A 15,939-nucleotide genomic window follows, 5' to 3' on the forward strand; every position below is an offset into this window, starting at 1 on the left:
AGGTGTGGACCTGCAACAGCTGAAGGACCGGCAGAGCACCGCCTTCTTTCCCACGGTCATCCGCCGGTTCCGCGAAATCGACGGAGGCAACCAGGCCGGTTTGCTGTCGCTGACCCTGTTCACGACCGTCCTGCCGCTGATCATCCTGGGCTTCGGCTATCTGAGCGGGTTCGCGTCCAACATCAGCGTGGGTGTCCTCTTCGACCGCCAGCTGGGGCTGACGGGCGACTTGGCGAAGGCCGTGCGCGACGCCTTCGGCACGGCAGACGGTCTGCGCTCGTCCTGGACGATTCTGGGTCTGGCCGGGTTCCTGGTGTGGGGCATCCCGATGACGGTGCAGGTAGCCGGCATCTTCGCGGCCGCCTGGCGACGGGAGATGCTGCCCTTCAGCCAACGGCTGTGGCGGGGCACCGTGTGGTTCCTGGCCTATCTGATCAGTCTCGCCCTGCACGACATGATCGCCTTCGGCAGCGACCACCCTGTCCCCCAGGGCATCGCGCTCTACGTGGTGTCGTTGTTGCCGATCTGGCTGTTCTGGACCATCACACCGGCCCTCCTGGTGCACGATGGCGGTCGCGGTGCCCGGTTCCTGGCCACGGCTGGCCTGGCCGGTCTGGCCATCGACGGGGTCATCCTGCCGCTGCTGCTGCGTGTCATCTCGCCGCCGCTCCTGGAGAGCTGGGACGGGTTCGGGGCGATCGGGGTCGCGATGACCATCATCATCTGGTGCGGCGCCATCGCCGTGGGCTGGGTCCTGACCGCCTGCTGTGGTGCGGTGCTGTGGGAACGCGTCGCGCCGGCGTCCATTGTCGAAGCGGCTGAATCAGATTCGGCGCAGACGACAGGCTGAGCACGTGGGTCAGACCTTCGGGGCGACCTGTTCGAAGACCGCCTGCGACCCCGCCGCGATCAACGGCTTGCGTAACGTCGTCGGGTTGTACGGCGCAAGGTCCGGATAACCGACCACGCCACCGGCCTCGGACAACAGCAACGACCCGGGCGCGTGATCCCACGGCATCGTGCCCCCGTAGACGATGTAATCCGTCTCTCCCTCAGCGAGTTTCGGGTAGTCGATGCCGCAGGACGCCCAGGTCAGACTCATCGGCGGTAGGTCTGCCCCAAGTGACTGGCCCACCTCGCGGCGCCATGACGTCCGCCCATCAGGTTGTCCCGCCACAGCCGCCCGGGTGAGCCGACGCTCACCGCACCATGCCCCGGCACCCCGCTCCGCGACGTACGCCAATTGATGCTCCGGCTGCCAGATCCAACTGCGCACCACGGTCGGCCCCTGCAACTCGGCCACCATGAGCGCGTGGTCGGGCGAGCCGTGCACGAAGTTCTTCGTGCCGTCGATCGGGTCGACGGTGAACCAGTGCCCCGCGTCCGCGGCGCGGCCCAGGATGGCCGGATCCGCAGCGACCGCCTCCTCGCCGACGATCAACGCATCGGGGTACGCCGATCGCAGGACCTCCGTGATCGCCACCTCCGCCTCGCGGTCGGCGACCGTCACCAGATCCCCGGGGTTCTTCTCCATCACCTGCTCATCGGACAGGCTGCGGAATCGGGGTCGCACGATGCGGTCGGCGACGTCTTGGAGCAGTTCGAGCACCTCGGCGGTCTGCACAGGTCAACTATGCCCGAACCAGTTATCCACCGTGCCGGCATATGACTTTATATGACTGGGTGTCACTCATATAGAGTCATATGTATGGTCCAACCCAGCCCCTACAGCCCCGGCGCGGTCGCCCATCACCTCGCCGGACGGCAAGAGCAACTGGCGGAGGTCGACGAGCGGTTGGACTACCTGACCCAATTAGGTCGGCTGGTCCCGCGGATCCGGATCGACCATGGTCCGCGGGGACTTGGTAAGACGTCGCTCATGCGGGAGGTCCAAAAACGAGCCCTCGCCCGCGGCGCTCTCACCATCTGGGTCACCGCGGGAGAAGCTGAGGGTTTGGTCGCGGCCATTGCTGCTCAGTGCGAGCGCGCCTTGACCGAGCTAATTCAGGAACGTGGCCGTCTACGACACGCCCTCAACTCTGTCGACCTCGAGGCTGAGCTCGGCGTCCCCGGGATTGCATCCATCAAGGCTTCCCATCGTCATTCGGATACGAGGCCCAAAGCCGCGGCACGCGACCTCGAGGCCCTTATCGTCGCGGTTGCCTCGGCGGGTATCGGCAAAGGGAAGACGGGAATCGTCCTATTCATCGACGAGATCCAGTCAGCTGACCCAGACGGCCTGCGGGCCCTCTCCTACGCCTGGCAGCACTTGCAGTCGGAGGCTCAGGATCTTCCCGTGGCGTTCTTCGGAGCCGGACTGCCCGAAAGCGTCGGTCACATCAACCGCGCGGTCAGCAACTCAGAACGCTTCGCCTACAAGCGGCTGGGCAGCCTCTTGGACGATGCTGTCGCTGTTGCCCTGGGTGGCCCAGCACGCGAGCTCGGGGTGCTCTGGGACCACGACGCACTGGGCGATGCCGTGCAGGAAGCGCGCGGCTACCCACATACCGTGCAGCTCATCGGCGACTACGCCTGGGGACGCGCGGGCCGACCGGATCCGGGGGGACGCATCACGCGACACCATGTTGCGGGAGCCATCCTCGACACCCGGAAGGATCTCGCCGAACTCTACGAAGCGCGGCTGGCCAAGATCTCCGGTCAACAGGAAGTGGAGCTCGTCGGTGCGCTGGCGGTGTTCGGCGACGGACCGATCCGCCGGATCGATCTGGCCAAGACCCTGGGCAAGACCTCAAACGACCTGAGCCTGCCCCGGCAGAAGTTGATCGCGGCTGGCATCATCGCCGAATCCGGTTACGGCCAGCTGGAATTCACGATCCCGGGCTTCGCGGCGTTCGTCCGTCACCACTACGGACTGAGCGACGAAGAGCCGCCACCGCCGACGACCCTGGCCGCCCGGATGGCTCGCGATCGGGGTATCACCGCCCGGATCAAAGCCAACGTGAAGGGCTGACTACTGCCGGAAGACCTTGTGGTTAGCAGCCTGAGCGCGGGGCCGGATCACCAACTGGTCCACGTTGACGTACTCCGCGCGCGTCGCGATCCAGGCCACCGCGTCGGCGATGTCGTCCTGGGTCAGCGGGTTCGCGACCCCGGCATAGACCTTCTCCGCCGCGGCAGCGTCACCACCCATGCGCACCAGGGCGAACTCGTCAGACTTCACCATCCCCGGGTCGATCTCGCAGATCCGCACCGGCTGGTCGAAGATCTCGAGGCGCAGCGACTGCATCATCGAGTGCACCGCCGCCTTCACCCCGCAGTACCCGCCGCCGCCTTCGTAGGCCACCAGCCCAGCGGTGGATCCGATCGTGATCACGACACCGTGCGCGTTGATCAGGGCCGGCAACAGCGCCTGGATCGTGGCCGTCGCGCCGATGACGTTGGTGTCGTACATCCGCCGCCAGTCGTCCAGGTTCGCCGTCGCCACCGGGTCGGTGCCGAGCGCGCCCCCGGCGTTGGCGACCAGCACGTCCACCCGGTCCCCGGCCGCTTCCGCCAAAGCGGCGACATCCGCGGCCGACGTCACGTCGCAGGTGACCGCCCGACCGCCGATCTCCTCCGCCAGCTCCGCGATCCGGTCGGTCCGCCGCGCGGCACAGATCACCTCGAAACCCTCGGCAGCCAACCGGCGCGCCGAAGCGCGGCCGATCCCACTGGAAGCACCTGTCACCACTGCAATCCGGGCTGTCACAGGGATAACGATAGGGCGGGCATACAGTGACGGTTGTGCCCACCCTGCAACCGTTCGAGGTCCGACCGGGTGAGCACGCGGCGTACCTGAACGCCTTGCGTAGTGCCCTGGATGGCACCGGACCCGCGCTGATCCCCTTCACCGGGCAGCCGCCGATCCTCCCGACGTACGCCGAGTCCGACCTCCCAGCCCACCTCGCTCTCGTCGTGGGCACCTCCGGGTCCACCGGCGTACCCAAACGCGCGATGCTCACCACCGATGCACTGATCGCAAGCGCCGACGCCACCCACGACCGGCTCGGCGGACCGGGCCAGTGGTTGCTGCCGATGCCCGCGCAGTACATCGCGGGCACGCAGGTGCTGATCCGGTCGCTGCGAGCGGGCACCACACCGGTCGCCGTCGAGCACGACTTCGATGACGCCGCAAGGCAACTCACCGGTGAGCACCGCTACACCGCACTGGTCCCGACCCAGCTGACCCGGTTGTTGGAGACGTCACCTGCGGCACTGCGATCGTTCGATGCGATCCTGCTCGGCGGCGCCGCCGCAAGCCCGAAGCTCCTGGAGCGCGCCGCCGAGAAGGGGGTCACCGTCGTGCGGACCTACGGCATGAGTGAGACCGCCGGCGGCGCGGTCTACGACGGCCGACCCCTCCACGGCACCACCGTCGGCCTCGACGCGGACGGCCAGATCGAGATCACCGGTCCGACGGTCGCCCACGGCTACCTCGGTGACCCCGAGCGCACGGCGACGGCCTTCCGGCTCGGCGCGCAACGCACGTTCCGCACCGGCGACCTCGGCTCGATCGACGCCGACGGCCGTCTTCGCGTCGAGGGACGGGTCGACGATCTGATCAACACCGGCGGGGTGAAGGTCGCGCCACGCGTCGTCGAAGAAGCCGTCGAGCGGATCCCGCACATCGACGAAGTCGTCGCCCTCGGGCTACCCGACGACGAGTGGGGCCAAGCGGTGAGTGTCGCGATCCGCACCTCGAAGGACTGGCACTGGCCGGCCCTTCGCGACCTGTTGCGCGACGACTTGCCGCCCTATGCCCTGCCCCGACGGTTCCTGCACGTCGACACCATGCCTGTCCTCGGCTCCGGCAAGCCCGACCGCGCCGCGCTCGCGGCCCGGCCCGGGTGGGAAACTGTGCCGACGTCCAGCACCACCGACCGCTGAAGGAACCATGGCCACCCTGTCTGAATGGATCGAAGGCGCGCGCCCGCGCACCCTGCCGGTCGCGGTCGCGCCGGTCGCCGTCGGTTCCGGTTCGGCGCACGTCCTCGGCGGTTTCAATGCCGCGTATGCCGTTCTGGCGCTCTTGGTTTCGCTGTTCCTACAGATCGGCACCAACTACGCCAACGACTACTCAGACGGCATCCGCGGCACCGACGAGGTGCGGGTCGGTCCGGTGCGCCTGGTCGGGCAACGGCTCGCGACCCCGGCCAACGTGAAATTCGCCGCGTTCGCCAGCTTCGGCGCCGCTGCACTCACCGGTCTCGCCCTCATCGCCCTCTCCGGCGCGTGGTGGTTCCTGCTCATCGGTGTCGCCTGCATCATCGCCGCGTGGAAATACACCGGCGGCAACAATCCCTACGGCTACCTCGGTCTCGGAGAGATCTTCGTCTTCGTCTTCTTCGGCCTGGTCGCGACCCTCGGCACCACCTATACGCAGGCCGGCCGCGTCGACCTGGTCACCTGGGCGGGAGCCGTCGGTGTCGGAGCCATCGCCTGCGCGATCCTGGTCGCCAACAATCTGCGGGACATCCCCTCCGACCTCGAGGTCGGCAAACACACGCTGTCCGTGCGGATCGGCGACCGCAACTCGCGGTACTTCTACGTGGCCCTCCTGGTCATTGCGGCGATCTGTGTGCTGATCTGCGGGGCCCGCCACCCGTGGGCACTGCTCGGCCTGCTGGGCCTGGCACCCGCCGTACCTGCCGTGATCACCACCCTGAAAGGCGCCGTGGGTCGGGATCTGATCCCCGTCCTGGCCCGCACGGGAATCACCTCCGGCACGTACGGCGTGCTGCTGGGCCTTGGTCTCTTCCTCGCCTGATCTGTGGAGTCGGTGACGCGCTACCGCTGGCTCTACGTCGCAGTTGCCGTCGGCTCGCTGGCGCTCAATCTGCCCTGGCTGGGCACCATCAGCGCGTGGCTCGACGAAGCAGCTACCCGCTCGGCCGCGACCAGGCCGCTGCCCGATTTGTGGCAGTTGCTCCACCACCAGGACGCCGTGTCAGGCGCCTACTACCTGGCGATACACGGTTGGACGAGCGTCGTGGGCGACTCGTGGCTCTCGATGAGGCTGCCGTCGGCACTCGCTGCCGCGGGGGCGGCGGTCGTTGCGACAGCGACAGGGCGGGTCGTCGGTGGCTGGGCGATCGCCACGATGACCGGGATCCTGATGGTGTTGCTACCAGGCGACGCATGGGCCGGGTTGGACGCTCGCCCAACGGCATTCGCACTTCTTCTCGTCACGGCGGCGCTCTGGACCTGGTTGAAGGCGCCCGAGCGCCCGCGGTGGCCGACCTTCGCGCTCATCGCGGCGGCCGGATGGGTGCAACTGACGGCCCTGCTGCAACTGACCGCACTGGTGGAGCGCGGCACCATTCGCACACGCCGGTTCTGGTGTGCGGCTGGACTCACCGTCGCGGCCGTCGTGCCCCTGGCGATCGTCGGGCACCGTCAGGTCCAGCAGGTCGGCTGGATCAAGTCATCTTTGCCCGCGCAGTTGTACTCCGCTCTGATCGGTCGGGTGGCGGACGGCCCACAATCGACGACCGTCGCCGTGCACCTGACGACGGTCACCAACGTCGTGCTCGCTTTCGTGGTGTTGGCGCTCACCGCATCCGCGGCGTACGCCGTGCGCACCCCCACCGTCAGCCGCCTGGTTCGCTGGGCCTACCTGCCAGCACTCATGGCGATTGCTATCGGCGCCGTCACCGGATCCTCGCAGTATCTGTCCCGCTACTTCGCCAGTTCCCTTCCGGCCGTCGCCATCCTGGCGGCGGTGGGGCTGCGCCAGCTGAACACCCACGGTCGGCGAGTAGCCGCGATCGGCTCCATCACGGCGCTCTGTGTGCCTGCCCTCGTCGCGCAGCGCGTGGCGGACGGCAAATGGGGTGAGGACTTCCAGAGCCTGGCTCGCGTGATCCACGCTGCCCCGGCTGAGACGCCGGTCTTCTACGTAGGCAACGCCGTCAGCGTGGGGATCGCCTACCCCTCAGACGTCGCCGGCCACCGGCAGACCCCCGACCCCGGCGGGGCCGCCAGCTCAGCGAGCCTGTGGGGGCCGACGATCGACGTACGCCGGGTGGTCACCGACCTGCGCCCCGGCGCCTCCCTGGTCGTGCTGCCCACCAAAGAGCGATCAGCCCTGGACGCGGTGGTGCGGACGGACACACGTTGCGCGGTCACGCACTCCGTCCCCGGGAAACGGTTCTCGATCGTTGCCCTGTCCTGCCCCTGAGCTGGCGGCGCTAGACCCGGGCGAGCGCAGTCCTACCGTGATCAGGTACACGGCGAACCACAGCTCGAAGGCAAAGACGGGTACGGCGGCGGCCGCGGCGATCGCGCCATTCAGGGGAATCGCGCCCCACAGCTGCGCGAGGTTGCTCCCCAGCACCTGGACACCGCCGGCAAGGCCGAGCAGCGCCAGCGGCCTCGGCACTGCGCGAGAGTCCCACAGCAGCCAACCCAGCACGATCGTGTTCACGCTGATCACCAGGCCCTGGCCGACGAGGAACGACGCGGTGTGGACTGCGGCGGCGGCGTCCGTGAGCAACTGATCCGTCCTGCTGCTCCACATCACAGCGAGCATCGGCAACATCCCGGCGGCGATGGTGGCTGCCTCGACCGCCCGAAGCAGCGCGAACGTCGCGGCGCGCACCACGCCGTACTCCCGAAGGAGGGCCCACAGCAAGACGCCGGTTCCGACGCAGCCCAGCGCGAGGGCGAACTCGAGCGTGACTCCGGCGGCGAGCGCGCCCGAGCCGTATGCGAGAACCGCAGCAACCGAGGTGACGTGGGTGACCAGGTACAGGATGCCGGCAGCGCGCGCGTACCGGCGTCGAGCGGGGTTCATGAGCAGTCCTCTCGGAGTTGGTATACGGCGTACACCAGTAGTCCCCCGATGCTAGGTGTACGGTGTATACATGTCAACGGCGGGACCGCGTCACCGGCTCGATCGCTCGCAGATCGTCACCGCCGCAATCGGACTTGCCGACGACCAAGGTCTTGACGCCGCGAGCATGCGCGGCGTCGCCGAGCGGCTCGAGGTGACCCCGATGGCGCTGTACAAACACGTCGGGAACCGGTCCGAGCTGGTCGACGAGATGCTGGACCGCCTCCTCGAAGGGATTGCCGCGCCAGAAGCAGAAGACGATTGGCGCGCGGCGGTCCGCGCCCGGGTGCTCGCCGCCCGTGCTCAACTCATCGCCCACCCGTGGGCCCAGGACGCCATCGAGTCGCGTCCCCTCGCGACCCCCAGGGTGCTCGCGCACATGGACGCGCTGATGGGCGCGATGTTCGACGGCGGGCTGTCGGCCGACCTCGTCCATCACGCGATGCATGCGCTGAGCACGCGGATGTGGGGGTTCACCCGCGATGTGCTGCCCACTCCGCAGGTGCCGGATGAGCCCGTCGAGCGGGCCCGGGCGATGGCCGAATTCGCGCAGTCGTATCCCGCGATCGTGCGGATGGCGACGACCGCCCAGCACGCGAGCGCCGGGTGCGACGACGACGCGGAGTTCGCCTTCGCGCTCGACCTGCTTCTCGACGGAATCGAGCGGCTACACCAGGCTGGGTGGCGTTCCGACCCGGCCACGTGATCCAGGCACTGCGGCCACAATGGACGGATGGGTCAACGCATGTTTGTCGCCATCACCCCACCTATCGAGGTCGTCGAGGACCTCTCGTACTTTCTTGAACCGCGCCGCGAGCAGGGTCTGCCGTTCATCGATCCGGCCCAGTGGCACATCACGCTCGCCTTCATGGCTGATGTGCCCGACTACGCGGTGGACGAGTTGCAAGAGCGGCTCTCCGATGCCGCCGCCCGACGAAACCCGTTGACGCTGCGGTTCGAGGGTGGTGGCACCTTCCCCGACCCCACTCGCGCCAAGGTGCTCTGGCTCGGCGTCGCCGGCGACACCGATGAGTTGGGCAGGCTCGCCGTCAACGTCCGCTCGGCCGCGACCACCGCGGGGGCGCCGGTCGACGGTAAAGCCTTCACGCCGCACCTGACTCTGAGCCGGTTGCATCATCCGATCGAGGCCACTCGCTGGCTGCGGATCCTGGACTCCTATGACGGGCCGACCTGGGCCGCCACTCACATTGATCTGATCGCATCCCACCTGCACGAAGGACGTCGCCCTCGCTACGAGGTGGTCAACTCGTTCGCTCTCGGCGAGCACACGTCGTACTCTGCATAACGTGGCAATCAAGAGGGAGGTCTCCGGCGCACTCTTCGCCGGATTGATCTGAGGCGCTCCGCGCTCCGACCCACCGGTCGGAGCGCAGCACTGTGCCCACCCGACGCCACTTCCCGAAAGCCCTTGTCATGCAACCCATTTCTGACTCTGACCTGCTCGCATCCTTCGTCAACGTCTCCGTCCGCGAGCGCAAGGCCATCCCCGTCCCGCAGGATGTCGACTGGGACAAACGCGACTTCCTCGGCTGGCGCGATCCCAAACTGCCGTTGGTCGGTTACGTGGTCATTCCGACGGCCGACGACCTGATCGGGATCCAGCTGCGGGAGACCGCGCAGAAGGCGCTGCGGCGGCCGCAGTGCGCCTGGTGCGAGGACGTCACGTTGCCTAACGAGGTCGTGTTCTTCAGCGCCAAGCGGGCCGGCGCAGCCGGTCGCAACCACAACACGATCGGCACGCTGATCTGCTCGGGCTTCGAGTGCAACGCCAACGTCCGCAAGCCACCACCGTTGGCGTACAACGGTTTCGATCTTGACGCGGCGCGATGGCAGCGGATGGAGCACCTGCGCGAGACGGTGACCGCCTTCGCCCGATCGGTGACTGCAGAGGTTTAGTCGTCGTCCTCGGCGGTGCGGTGCGCGTCAGCCTTGACCCGCTTCGCCTCGACCTTGTCCTCGATCTGCCGGGCGAACTTCTCCCGGGGCACCTGTAGGGCGATCAGCGAGATGATCGCCGACACGACCGCGGACAGGATCAGCAGCGGCCAACCCCGCAGGCCGGCGAACCACAGCAGGATCAGGACGATCGCGAAGATCGCGAAGCGGAGCAGTGAATAGCGGACCATTGGTCACATCCCCGAGTAGGAGTGCTGGCCAACGAAGTACACGTTGACGATGCCGTAGTTGATGATGATGCAGGCGTACGCCGCGAGCGCCAGGTAGGCGGCCTTCTTGCCCGACCAACCGGCGGTGTAGCGCGCGTGCAGGTACGCGGCGTACATCACCCAGATGACCAGGGTCCAGACCTCCTTGGGGTCCCAGTTCCAGTAGTGGCCCCAGGCCTTCTGCGCCCAGATCGCACCGGCGATGAGGGTGAACGTCCACAGCGGGAAGGCGATGATGACGATGCCGTAGGCCAACCGGTCCAGCGTCGTGGAATTGGGTAGCGCATCCAGGAAGCCGCCGGTGCGCTCGCGCGACTCGCGGCGGGCCTGCACCAGGTAGAGCAACTGCACCACGAAGGCCAGCGTGAACAGCCCGATCGACAAGGTGGCGACGGTGACGTGGATCGACAGCCAGTAGCTCTGCAGCGAGGGCATCAACTGCGACGCCGCGGTGTAGAAGACCAGCGCGGAGACCATCTCCAGCAGGATCGCGATCAGCGTCACGAACATCCCGAGCCACCGGATGTCGCGCTTGACGCTCCAGATGCTGAAGGCCACCAGCATGAACAGGGTTGCCACCAGGGCGAACTCGTACATGTTGCCCAACGGGGGACGCTGGACCGACAGCGACCGGAACAGGATGCAACCGGCCAGCAGCAGGGTGCCCAGGTAGGTCAGCGACATGCCGATCCCGGCCCACTGCCGCTTCTCGGCAACCTCTTCATCGGCCGGCGCCTCGGTGAGGACTGCCGTGTCCGAGGAGCCTTCCGCAGCGGATACCGAGCCTGACGTACGCCGAGTGGCGGCTCGTTCGGCCCGCGCCGGGTGACCGGCCAGGTCGACCCCGAACGCCAGCATCGCCAGGGTCAGCACCAGCGCGGAGGACCACAGCAGGTTGGTCGAGATGCTCGAGAACGACTCGTTGGTCTCACCGTTGCCGATGGCAGTGACCAGTGTCGGCAGCAGAGCCGTCATGCTTTCGCACCTTTCGAAGTGTCAGCGGGCTCCCCGCGGACGGTGTCCAGCAGGGAATCCAGTGCGACCTGCAGCCGCGGGTCATCGCCCTTGGCCAGGCCACCAATGGTCACCAGGGTACGCGGCGCATCCGGGGTGGAGCCCGGTGCCGGTTCGAAGGTGAAGAAGATCCGGCGCCGGCGCAGCGTCATCGACATGATCAGACCGGCCAGGCCGAGCAGCGCTCCGGCGAGCACCCACTTGCTGGCCGGGTCGTGCCGCACGGACAGACCAGCCCAGCGCGGCACGTCATCCAGGGTGATCGAACCGCGGCCACCGGGCAGGGTCACCGTCTGGCCCGGCTGGACCAGGATCCGCAGCGGCTGACCGTCGGTGTCCTTGACCTGCGTCATCTTGGAGGTGTCGAGGGTGTAGACCGACTGCGGCAGACCGTTCGGGAACAGATCGCCCTCGTAGAGCCCGAGCACCAGGGCGGGTTTGGCCAGCCCGGGCCAGGTCGAGATCGGACCCGCGGCGTTGTCGAAGGCGTACGTCGGCAGGAAGAACCCGAAGAAGCCAAGCTGCTTGGGGCTGGCCGCCGGGACCTTGATCGCACCTGTCGATTTGTACATGTTGTCCTGCGGCAGGAAGGGGGTCTCCTGGTCGTAGATGACCTTGCCCTTGGCGTCCTTCACGGTCACGTGCGGTGCGTAGCCGTTGCCGAGCAGGTAGACGTTGCTGCCCTCGATCGACAGCGGTTCGTTGACCGCGATCGTTTGCTGCTTCGGGGTGGCGCCCGGCAGCGTGGTCGTCACGTGCGCGGTGAAATCGCGCGGCTGACCCCACTGCGCGGAGGTCGACGGCACGCCGGATTCGAAGCTGACGTCGAGTTGGTCGACCTTCAGCGTCCACGGCGTCAGCTCGTCCAGATCCACCCACGGCCCACCGGACAACGTGTCGTAGCGGGTTGTCGTGTTGGAGAAGGACGTCCCGACCGGCACGATCACGTCACCGCGCCAGCCCAGCAGATGCCCCAGAGCGACGCCGATGATGATGATCACCAGACACAGGTGGAAGAGCAGGTTGCCGGTCTCCCGCAGCCGGCCACCCTCGGCGGCCAGGGCCGTGTCCTCGCTGCGGACGCGGTACCGCTTGCGCCGCAACACGCCGTACGCCCGGTCCTTGATCGACGCGACGTCGCCGTCTATCTCGGCGGTGTTGCTGGCGGGCAGCCGGGTGATCCGGGCGGGCACCTTCGGCAGCGGCGAGCGCAGGATCTGCACGTGCTGCTTGACCCGCGGAATCACACAACCCAGCAGCGAGACGATCAGCAGCAGGTAGATCGCGCTGAACCAGACCGAGGAGTAGACGTCGAAGAAACCGAAGCGGTCCAACCACGGGCCGGCGGTCGGATGGTCGGCGATCCACTGGGCGGTCCGGCTGGCGTTGATCCCGCGCTGGGGGAAGATCGAGCCCGGCACCGCGGCGACCGCGAGGATCAGCAGCAGGAAGAGCGCCGTGCGCATCGAGGTCAGTTGCCGCCAGAACCAGCGCAGGCCGCCCCAGAAGCCGAGCTTGGGCTGCTGGATCGGATTCTTCTTCGAAGCCGTCGTCGTGGTCGCCACGTCAGATCACCGGCCGGAATCCGTCGGTGCCGACCAGTTGCGTCTGCACCCACACGATGAAGTGCTCCCACACGCCGGCGACCATGAGCACACCGACCAGCAGCATCAGGCCGCCGCCGACGAGTTGAATGCCGCGGTGGTGGTCGCGCAGCCAGCGCGACGCCTTCTCGGCGCGGGAGTAGCCCGCCGCGATCAGGATGAACGGGATGCCGATCCCGAGCGAGTAGAAGACGGCGAGGAGTACGCCGCGTGCCGGGCTGGCCGTGCCGATCGGGTTGGCGATCGACAGGATCGCGCCGTAGACAGGGCCGACGCACGGGCTGGTGCCGATCGCGAAGACGGCGCCCAGCAGCGGCGCACCGATGAGACCGGCCTGCGGTCGCCAGCGCACCGGGATCCCCCGCTGACCGATGAACCCGAGGTAGACAAGGGCCAGCAGGATCACGACCACGCCGCCGAGTCGCATTGCCAGAGAGCGGTATTCGGTGACCAGCGTCAGCGCCCAGCCGTAGGCGGCCGCGACCGCGACGAGCACGACGGTGAAGCCGAGCACGAAGAGCAGCGCGCCCAGCACCAACCGGGTCCGGCGACGCTCATCGGTCAGCCCAGTGACGTAGCCGAGGAAACCCGGCACCAGCGGCAGGACGCACGGCGAGGCGAAAGAGACCACGCCCGCCAACAGCGCCAGGCCGATCGCGAAGAAGATGCTCCCATTGGCGACGACTGTGCCGGCGTCACCGGCCAGGGTCACGCCTTCTCCTTGAGCACGTCACTGACCAGACCGGTGAGGGTCAGGTACGTCGTGGGGCCGCTCACGCGCGCGGCGATCCGATGCTGGGTATCCAGGACGAGCGTCGTGGGATAGGCCGTCACCGAGTTCTGCAGGTTGAGCAGGACCGCTCCCCCGTCGTCGGCCAGCGATGGGTAGGTGATGCCCTTGGCGGTCAGCGTGGCCTGGGCGTTGGTCACCGAGTCGCGCTGGTCGATGCCGATCATCTGCACGGGTTCATCGGCCTTCTGCCAGCCCTCCCACGCCTTCTGCAACTCGGGCAGTTCCTTCTGGCACGGCGGGCACCAGGCGCCCCACACGTTGACCACCAGCACCTTGCCGTCCGCTTGCGAACTGCTCCACTTCTGACCGTTCAGGAGGGTGCCGGAGAAGGAGACCGGCTTGCCGCGGTCCGCCGGCGCAACCGTGGAGACGGTGCCGTCGCCCGATACGTAGTTCTTGTCGTCACCCTTATTGGCCTGCGCCGAAATCGAATTGGTGTCACTGCTGCACGCCGCCAACCCGGTGGGCAACGCAGCCAGCAACACCGCGGCCAGCGCCGCGCGACGGGAAATCACGCGCCAATCCCACCCGTCGACGACGCCAGCAGATCAGCCGACGGCTCGGCGTACCCGACGGAGATCAGGAAGTCACCGCGGAAGGTGACCGAGGTGACCGAGGCCAGCGAGCACTGGCGTTTGCGCGGATCGTGCCACAGGCGATGGCCCTCGAAGGACTCGCGGGCGATCCACACCGGCAACTGATGACTGACGATGACCGCCTCGTGGCCGAGCGCCGCCTCGCGGGCGTCGTGCACGGCAGCCTGCATCCGGGCGGCGATCTCGGCGTACGGCTCGCCCCAGGACGGTTTGGTCGGGTTGACCAACTTGCTCCAGTAGCGCGGCTTGAGCAGTTGCGCGGGCTTCTTACCGACGGTCAGACCCTCGAAGTCGTTGCCCGCCTCGATCACCCGCTCATCGATGGTGACCGGCAGGTGCAGGGCCTCGGCCAACGGCTCGATCGTCTCCTGGGCCCGCTCCAACGGCGAGGACACCAGATAGGTCACGTCGCGTTGCGCCAGCCAGTCGCTGGTCTGCACGGCCATCGCCCGACCCAGGTCGCTGAGGTGGAAGCCGGGCATCCGGCCGTACAGCACGCCGCCGGGGTTGTAGACCTCGCCGTGCCGCACCAGATGCACCACGGTGTACTGCTCGGTCACGCGGGCAGTGTCTCATCCTCATCTGTGACGCCCGAATCCGTCACGGCATGCGAGACGTGGTCACCGCGGGCGGCGGCGCGGGCGGCATCCGGCAGCGCGGTCAGGATCTTCTCCACGGCGGCGTCGTCGTGGGCGGCGCTGACGAACCACACCTCGAACGCGCTGGGCGGCAGATGCACGCCCTGCTCGAGCATCGAGTGGAAGAACCGGCCGAAGGCCTCGGTGTCCTGGGCGCGGGCGTCGTCGTAGTTGCGCACCTCGTCCTCGCGGAAGAAGACACTGAACATCGAACCGGCCCACTGGATGGTGTGCGGTACGCCGGCCGCGGACAGTGCGCTGGCGGCACCGTCGGCGATGGCGTGGCTGACGATCTCCAGACGCGCGTAGACCTCGTCGGTGCAGCCCTGCAGCGTGGCGAGGCCAGCAGCGGTTGCCACGGGGTTTCCCGAGAGGGTGCCGGCCTGGTAGACCGGCCCGTCGGGTGCGAGGCGGTCCATGATCTGCGCCGGGCCGCCGAACGCTGCGGCCGGGAACCCGCCGCCCATCACCTTGCCGAAGGTGAACAGGTCGGGTACGACGCCCTCCAGTCCCAACCAACCGGCGCGTGAGCAGCGGAAGCCGGTCATGACTTCGTCGCTGATCAGCAGGGCGCCGTACTCACGGGTGATGTCGCGCAACCCCTGCGTGAACCCGGGTGCCGGCGGGACCACGCCCATGTTGCCGGGGCTGGCCTCGGTGATGACGGCGGCGATGCGATCGCCGTGCTGCTCGAAGGCAGCGCGGACGGCGTCGAGGTCGTTGTAGGGCAACACGATCGTCTCGTGGGCGGCACTGTCCGGCACTCCCGCGGAGTCCGGCAGCGCGAACGTCGCGACGCCACTGCCGGCAGCAGCGAGCAGGGCATCGACGTGCCCGTGGTAGCAGCCAGCGAATTTCACGACGGCCGACCGGCCGGTGTAGCCGCGCGCCAACCGCAACGCCGACATGGTTGCTTCGGTCCCGGAGGAGACCAGCCGGACCTGCTCCAGCGGTTCAACCCGAGCGACGATCTCCTCGGCGAGGGCGACCTCGTTCTCACTGGGGGTGCCGAAGGAGAAGCCCTTCGCCGCGGTCTCCCGCACGGCTGCTTCGACCTGCGGGTGGGCGTGGCCGAGGATCATCGGCCCCCACGAACAGATCAGATCGACGTACTCATTGCCGTCGACGTCGCGCAGGTAGGGGCCGCTGGCCGAGGCGATGAAACGGGGGCTGCCACCCACTCCGCGGAACGCGCGCACGGGCGAGTTCACACCGCCGGGGATCACCCGGCGGGCACGCTGCATCAGATCATCGGAGCCAGAGGTAAGCACCTA

18 protein-coding genes are annotated in these 15,939 nt (G+C 67.8%); 8 read left to right on the forward strand and 10 right to left on the reverse strand.

From position 1 onward, the window contains the following. Window positions 1–4 precede the first annotated feature (4 nt). Window positions 5–850 carry a hypothetical protein gene (locus AZH51_RS02710; RefSeq protein ID WP_291521028.1) on the forward strand — a complete coding sequence of 282 codons (846 nt, stop codon included), beginning with the start codon at window positions 5–7 and terminating at the stop codon, window positions 848–850. Window positions 851–859: 9 nt separating this feature from the next. Here the strand turns inward: AZH51_RS02710 and AZH51_RS02715 are convergent, their stop codons facing one another. Continuing rightward, window positions 860–1,624, reverse strand: coding sequence for an inositol monophosphatase (locus AZH51_RS02715; protein WP_291521030.1), 765 nt, complete (start codon window positions 1,622–1,624; stop codon window positions 860–862). Window positions 1,625–1,708: 84 nt separating this feature from the next. Between AZH51_RS02715 and AZH51_RS02720 the strand changes: the two genes are divergently transcribed. Continuing rightward, on the forward strand, window positions 1,709–2,971 hold the full coding sequence (locus tag AZH51_RS02720) for an ATP-binding protein (protein ID WP_291521032.1): 1,263 nt from the start codon (window positions 1,709–1,711) through the stop codon (window positions 2,969–2,971). Here AZH51_RS02720 and AZH51_RS02725 read toward each other — a convergent pair whose 3' ends face one another. Continuing rightward, window positions 2,972–3,709, reverse strand: coding sequence for an SDR family NAD(P)-dependent oxidoreductase (locus AZH51_RS02725; protein WP_291521034.1), 738 nt, complete (start codon window positions 3,707–3,709; stop codon window positions 2,972–2,974). A 35-nt stretch (window positions 3,710–3,744) separates the two neighbouring features. Between AZH51_RS02725 and menE the strand changes: the two genes are divergently transcribed. Genes menE through AZH51_RS02740 form a run of 3 tightly spaced genes read left to right on the forward strand, consistent with a single transcriptional unit; the run spans window position 3,745 to window position 7,180 of the window. Then, window positions 3,745–4,887: an o-succinylbenzoate--CoA ligase gene (menE, locus tag AZH51_RS02730; protein ID WP_291521036.1), complete on the forward strand. Its 1,143-nt coding sequence runs from the start codon at window positions 3,745–3,747 to the stop codon at window positions 4,885–4,887. A gap of 7 nt (window positions 4,888–4,894) precedes the next feature. Beyond that, on the forward strand, window positions 4,895–5,767 hold the full coding sequence (locus AZH51_RS02735) for a 1,4-dihydroxy-2-naphthoate polyprenyltransferase (protein ID WP_291521038.1): 873 nt from the start codon (window positions 4,895–4,897) through the stop codon (window positions 5,765–5,767). Window positions 5,768–5,779: 12 nt separating this feature from the next. Further along, the gene (locus AZH51_RS02740) at window positions 5,780–7,180 is read left to right on the forward strand and encodes a hypothetical protein (protein WP_291521039.1); all 1,401 of its coding nucleotides are present in this window, start codon (window positions 5,780–5,782) and stop codon (window positions 7,178–7,180) included. On the opposite strand, the gene AZH51_RS02745 is transcribed toward AZH51_RS02740, so the two are convergent. Beyond that, entirely contained in the window at window positions 7,082–7,795 is a 714-nt protein-coding gene (locus AZH51_RS02745) for a DUF4386 domain-containing protein (RefSeq protein ID WP_291521041.1), read from the reverse strand. The two genes, AZH51_RS02740 and AZH51_RS02745, sit on opposite strands and share 99 nt — an antisense overlap. 70 nt (window positions 7,796–7,865) lie before the next feature. On the opposite strand from AZH51_RS02745, the gene AZH51_RS02750 reads away from it, so the two are divergent. The 3 genes from AZH51_RS02750 (at window position 7,866) to AZH51_RS02760 (ending at window position 9,751) form a co-directional block, all read left to right on the forward strand. After that, window positions 7,866–8,540 (forward strand): TetR/AcrR family transcriptional regulator, encoded by a 675-nt coding sequence (locus AZH51_RS02750; protein ID WP_291521043.1) that lies wholly within the window; start codon window positions 7,866–7,868, stop codon window positions 8,538–8,540. 27 nt (window positions 8,541–8,567) lie between these two features. Next, a complete protein-coding gene (gene thpR, locus AZH51_RS02755; RefSeq protein WP_291521045.1) occupies window positions 8,568–9,140 on the forward strand; it encodes an RNA 2',3'-cyclic phosphodiesterase in 573 nt (190 codons plus the stop codon). Between the two features lie 128 nt (window positions 9,141–9,268). Then, the gene (locus AZH51_RS02760) at window positions 9,269–9,751 is read left to right on the forward strand and encodes an FBP domain-containing protein (protein ID WP_291521047.1); all 483 of its coding nucleotides are present in this window, start codon (window positions 9,269–9,271) and stop codon (window positions 9,749–9,751) included. Here AZH51_RS02760 and AZH51_RS02765 read toward each other — a convergent pair. Genes AZH51_RS02765 through hemL form a run of 7 tightly spaced genes read right to left on the reverse strand, consistent with a single transcriptional unit; the run spans window position 9,748 to window position 15,936 of the window. Continuing rightward, a complete protein-coding gene (locus AZH51_RS02765) occupies window positions 9,748–9,981 on the reverse strand; it encodes a DUF4229 domain-containing protein (RefSeq protein ID WP_291521048.1) in 234 nt (77 codons plus the stop codon). The genes AZH51_RS02760 and AZH51_RS02765 overlap by 4 nt on opposite strands. 3 nt (window positions 9,982–9,984) lie before the next feature. Further along, complete coding sequence (gene ccsB / locus AZH51_RS02770; protein ID WP_291521050.1) at window positions 9,985–10,995, reverse strand: c-type cytochrome biogenesis protein CcsB; 1,011 nt, start codon at window positions 10,993–10,995, stop codon at window positions 9,985–9,987. Then, on the reverse strand, window positions 10,992–12,599 hold the full coding sequence (locus AZH51_RS02775) for a cytochrome c biogenesis protein ResB (protein ID WP_291521052.1): 1,608 nt from the start codon (window positions 12,597–12,599) through the stop codon (window positions 10,992–10,994). Before AZH51_RS02775 ends, ccsB begins: the two co-directional genes overlap by 4 nt. Window position 12,600: 1 nt before the next feature. Then, the gene (locus AZH51_RS02780) at window positions 12,601–13,350 is read right to left on the reverse strand and encodes a cytochrome c biogenesis CcdA family protein (RefSeq protein WP_367188020.1); all 750 of its coding nucleotides are present in this window, start codon (window positions 13,348–13,350) and stop codon (window positions 12,601–12,603) included. Beyond that, window positions 13,347–13,946 carry a TlpA disulfide reductase family protein gene (locus AZH51_RS02785; RefSeq protein ID WP_291521054.1) on the reverse strand — a complete coding sequence of 200 codons (600 nt, stop codon included), beginning with the start codon at window positions 13,944–13,946 and terminating at the stop codon, window positions 13,347–13,349. Before AZH51_RS02785 ends, AZH51_RS02780 begins: the two co-directional genes overlap by 4 nt. Then, window positions 13,943–14,587 (reverse strand): histidine phosphatase family protein, encoded by a 645-nt coding sequence (locus AZH51_RS02790; protein WP_291521056.1) that lies wholly within the window; start codon window positions 14,585–14,587, stop codon window positions 13,943–13,945. Before AZH51_RS02790 ends, AZH51_RS02785 begins: the two co-directional genes overlap by 4 nt. After that, a complete protein-coding gene (gene hemL / locus AZH51_RS02795; protein ID WP_291521058.1) occupies window positions 14,584–15,936 on the reverse strand; it encodes a glutamate-1-semialdehyde 2,1-aminomutase in 1,353 nt (450 codons plus the stop codon). The genes AZH51_RS02790 and hemL overlap by 4 nt, the downstream gene beginning before the upstream one ends. Window positions 15,937–15,939: the final 3 nt, after the last annotated feature.

This window comes from Branchiibius sp. NY16-3462-2 (assembly GCF_001594145.1).
GTDB lineage: Bacteria > Actinomycetota > Actinomycetes > Actinomycetales > Dermatophilaceae > Branchiibius.

Coding starts and splice junctions, on each gene's coding strand:
- AZH51_RS02765 (WP_291521048.1), bottom strand. CDS start 9,981: ATGGTCCGCTATTCACTGCTCCGCTTCGCGATCTTCGCGATCGTCCTG.
- ccsB (WP_291521050.1), bottom strand. CDS start 10,995: ATGACGGCTCTGCTGCCGACACTGGTCACTGCCATCGGCAACGGTGAG.
- thpR (WP_291521045.1), top strand. CDS start 8,568: ATGGGTCAACGCATGTTTGTCGCCATCACCCCACCTATCGAGGTCGTC.
- AZH51_RS02735 (WP_291521038.1), top strand. CDS start 4,895: ATGGCCACCCTGTCTGAATGGATCGAAGGCGCGCGCCCGCGCACCCTG.
- AZH51_RS02720 (WP_291521032.1), top strand. CDS start 1,709: ATGGTCCAACCCAGCCCCTACAGCCCCGGCGCGGTCGCCCATCACCTC.
- AZH51_RS02750 (WP_291521043.1), top strand. CDS start 7,866: ATGTCAACGGCGGGACCGCGTCACCGGCTCGATCGCTCGCAGATCGTC.
- AZH51_RS02760 (WP_291521047.1), top strand. CDS start 9,269: ATGCAACCCATTTCTGACTCTGACCTGCTCGCATCCTTCGTCAACGTC.
- AZH51_RS02745 (WP_291521041.1), bottom strand. CDS start 7,795: ATGAACCCCGCTCGACGCCGGTACGCGCGCGCTGCCGGCATCCTGTAC.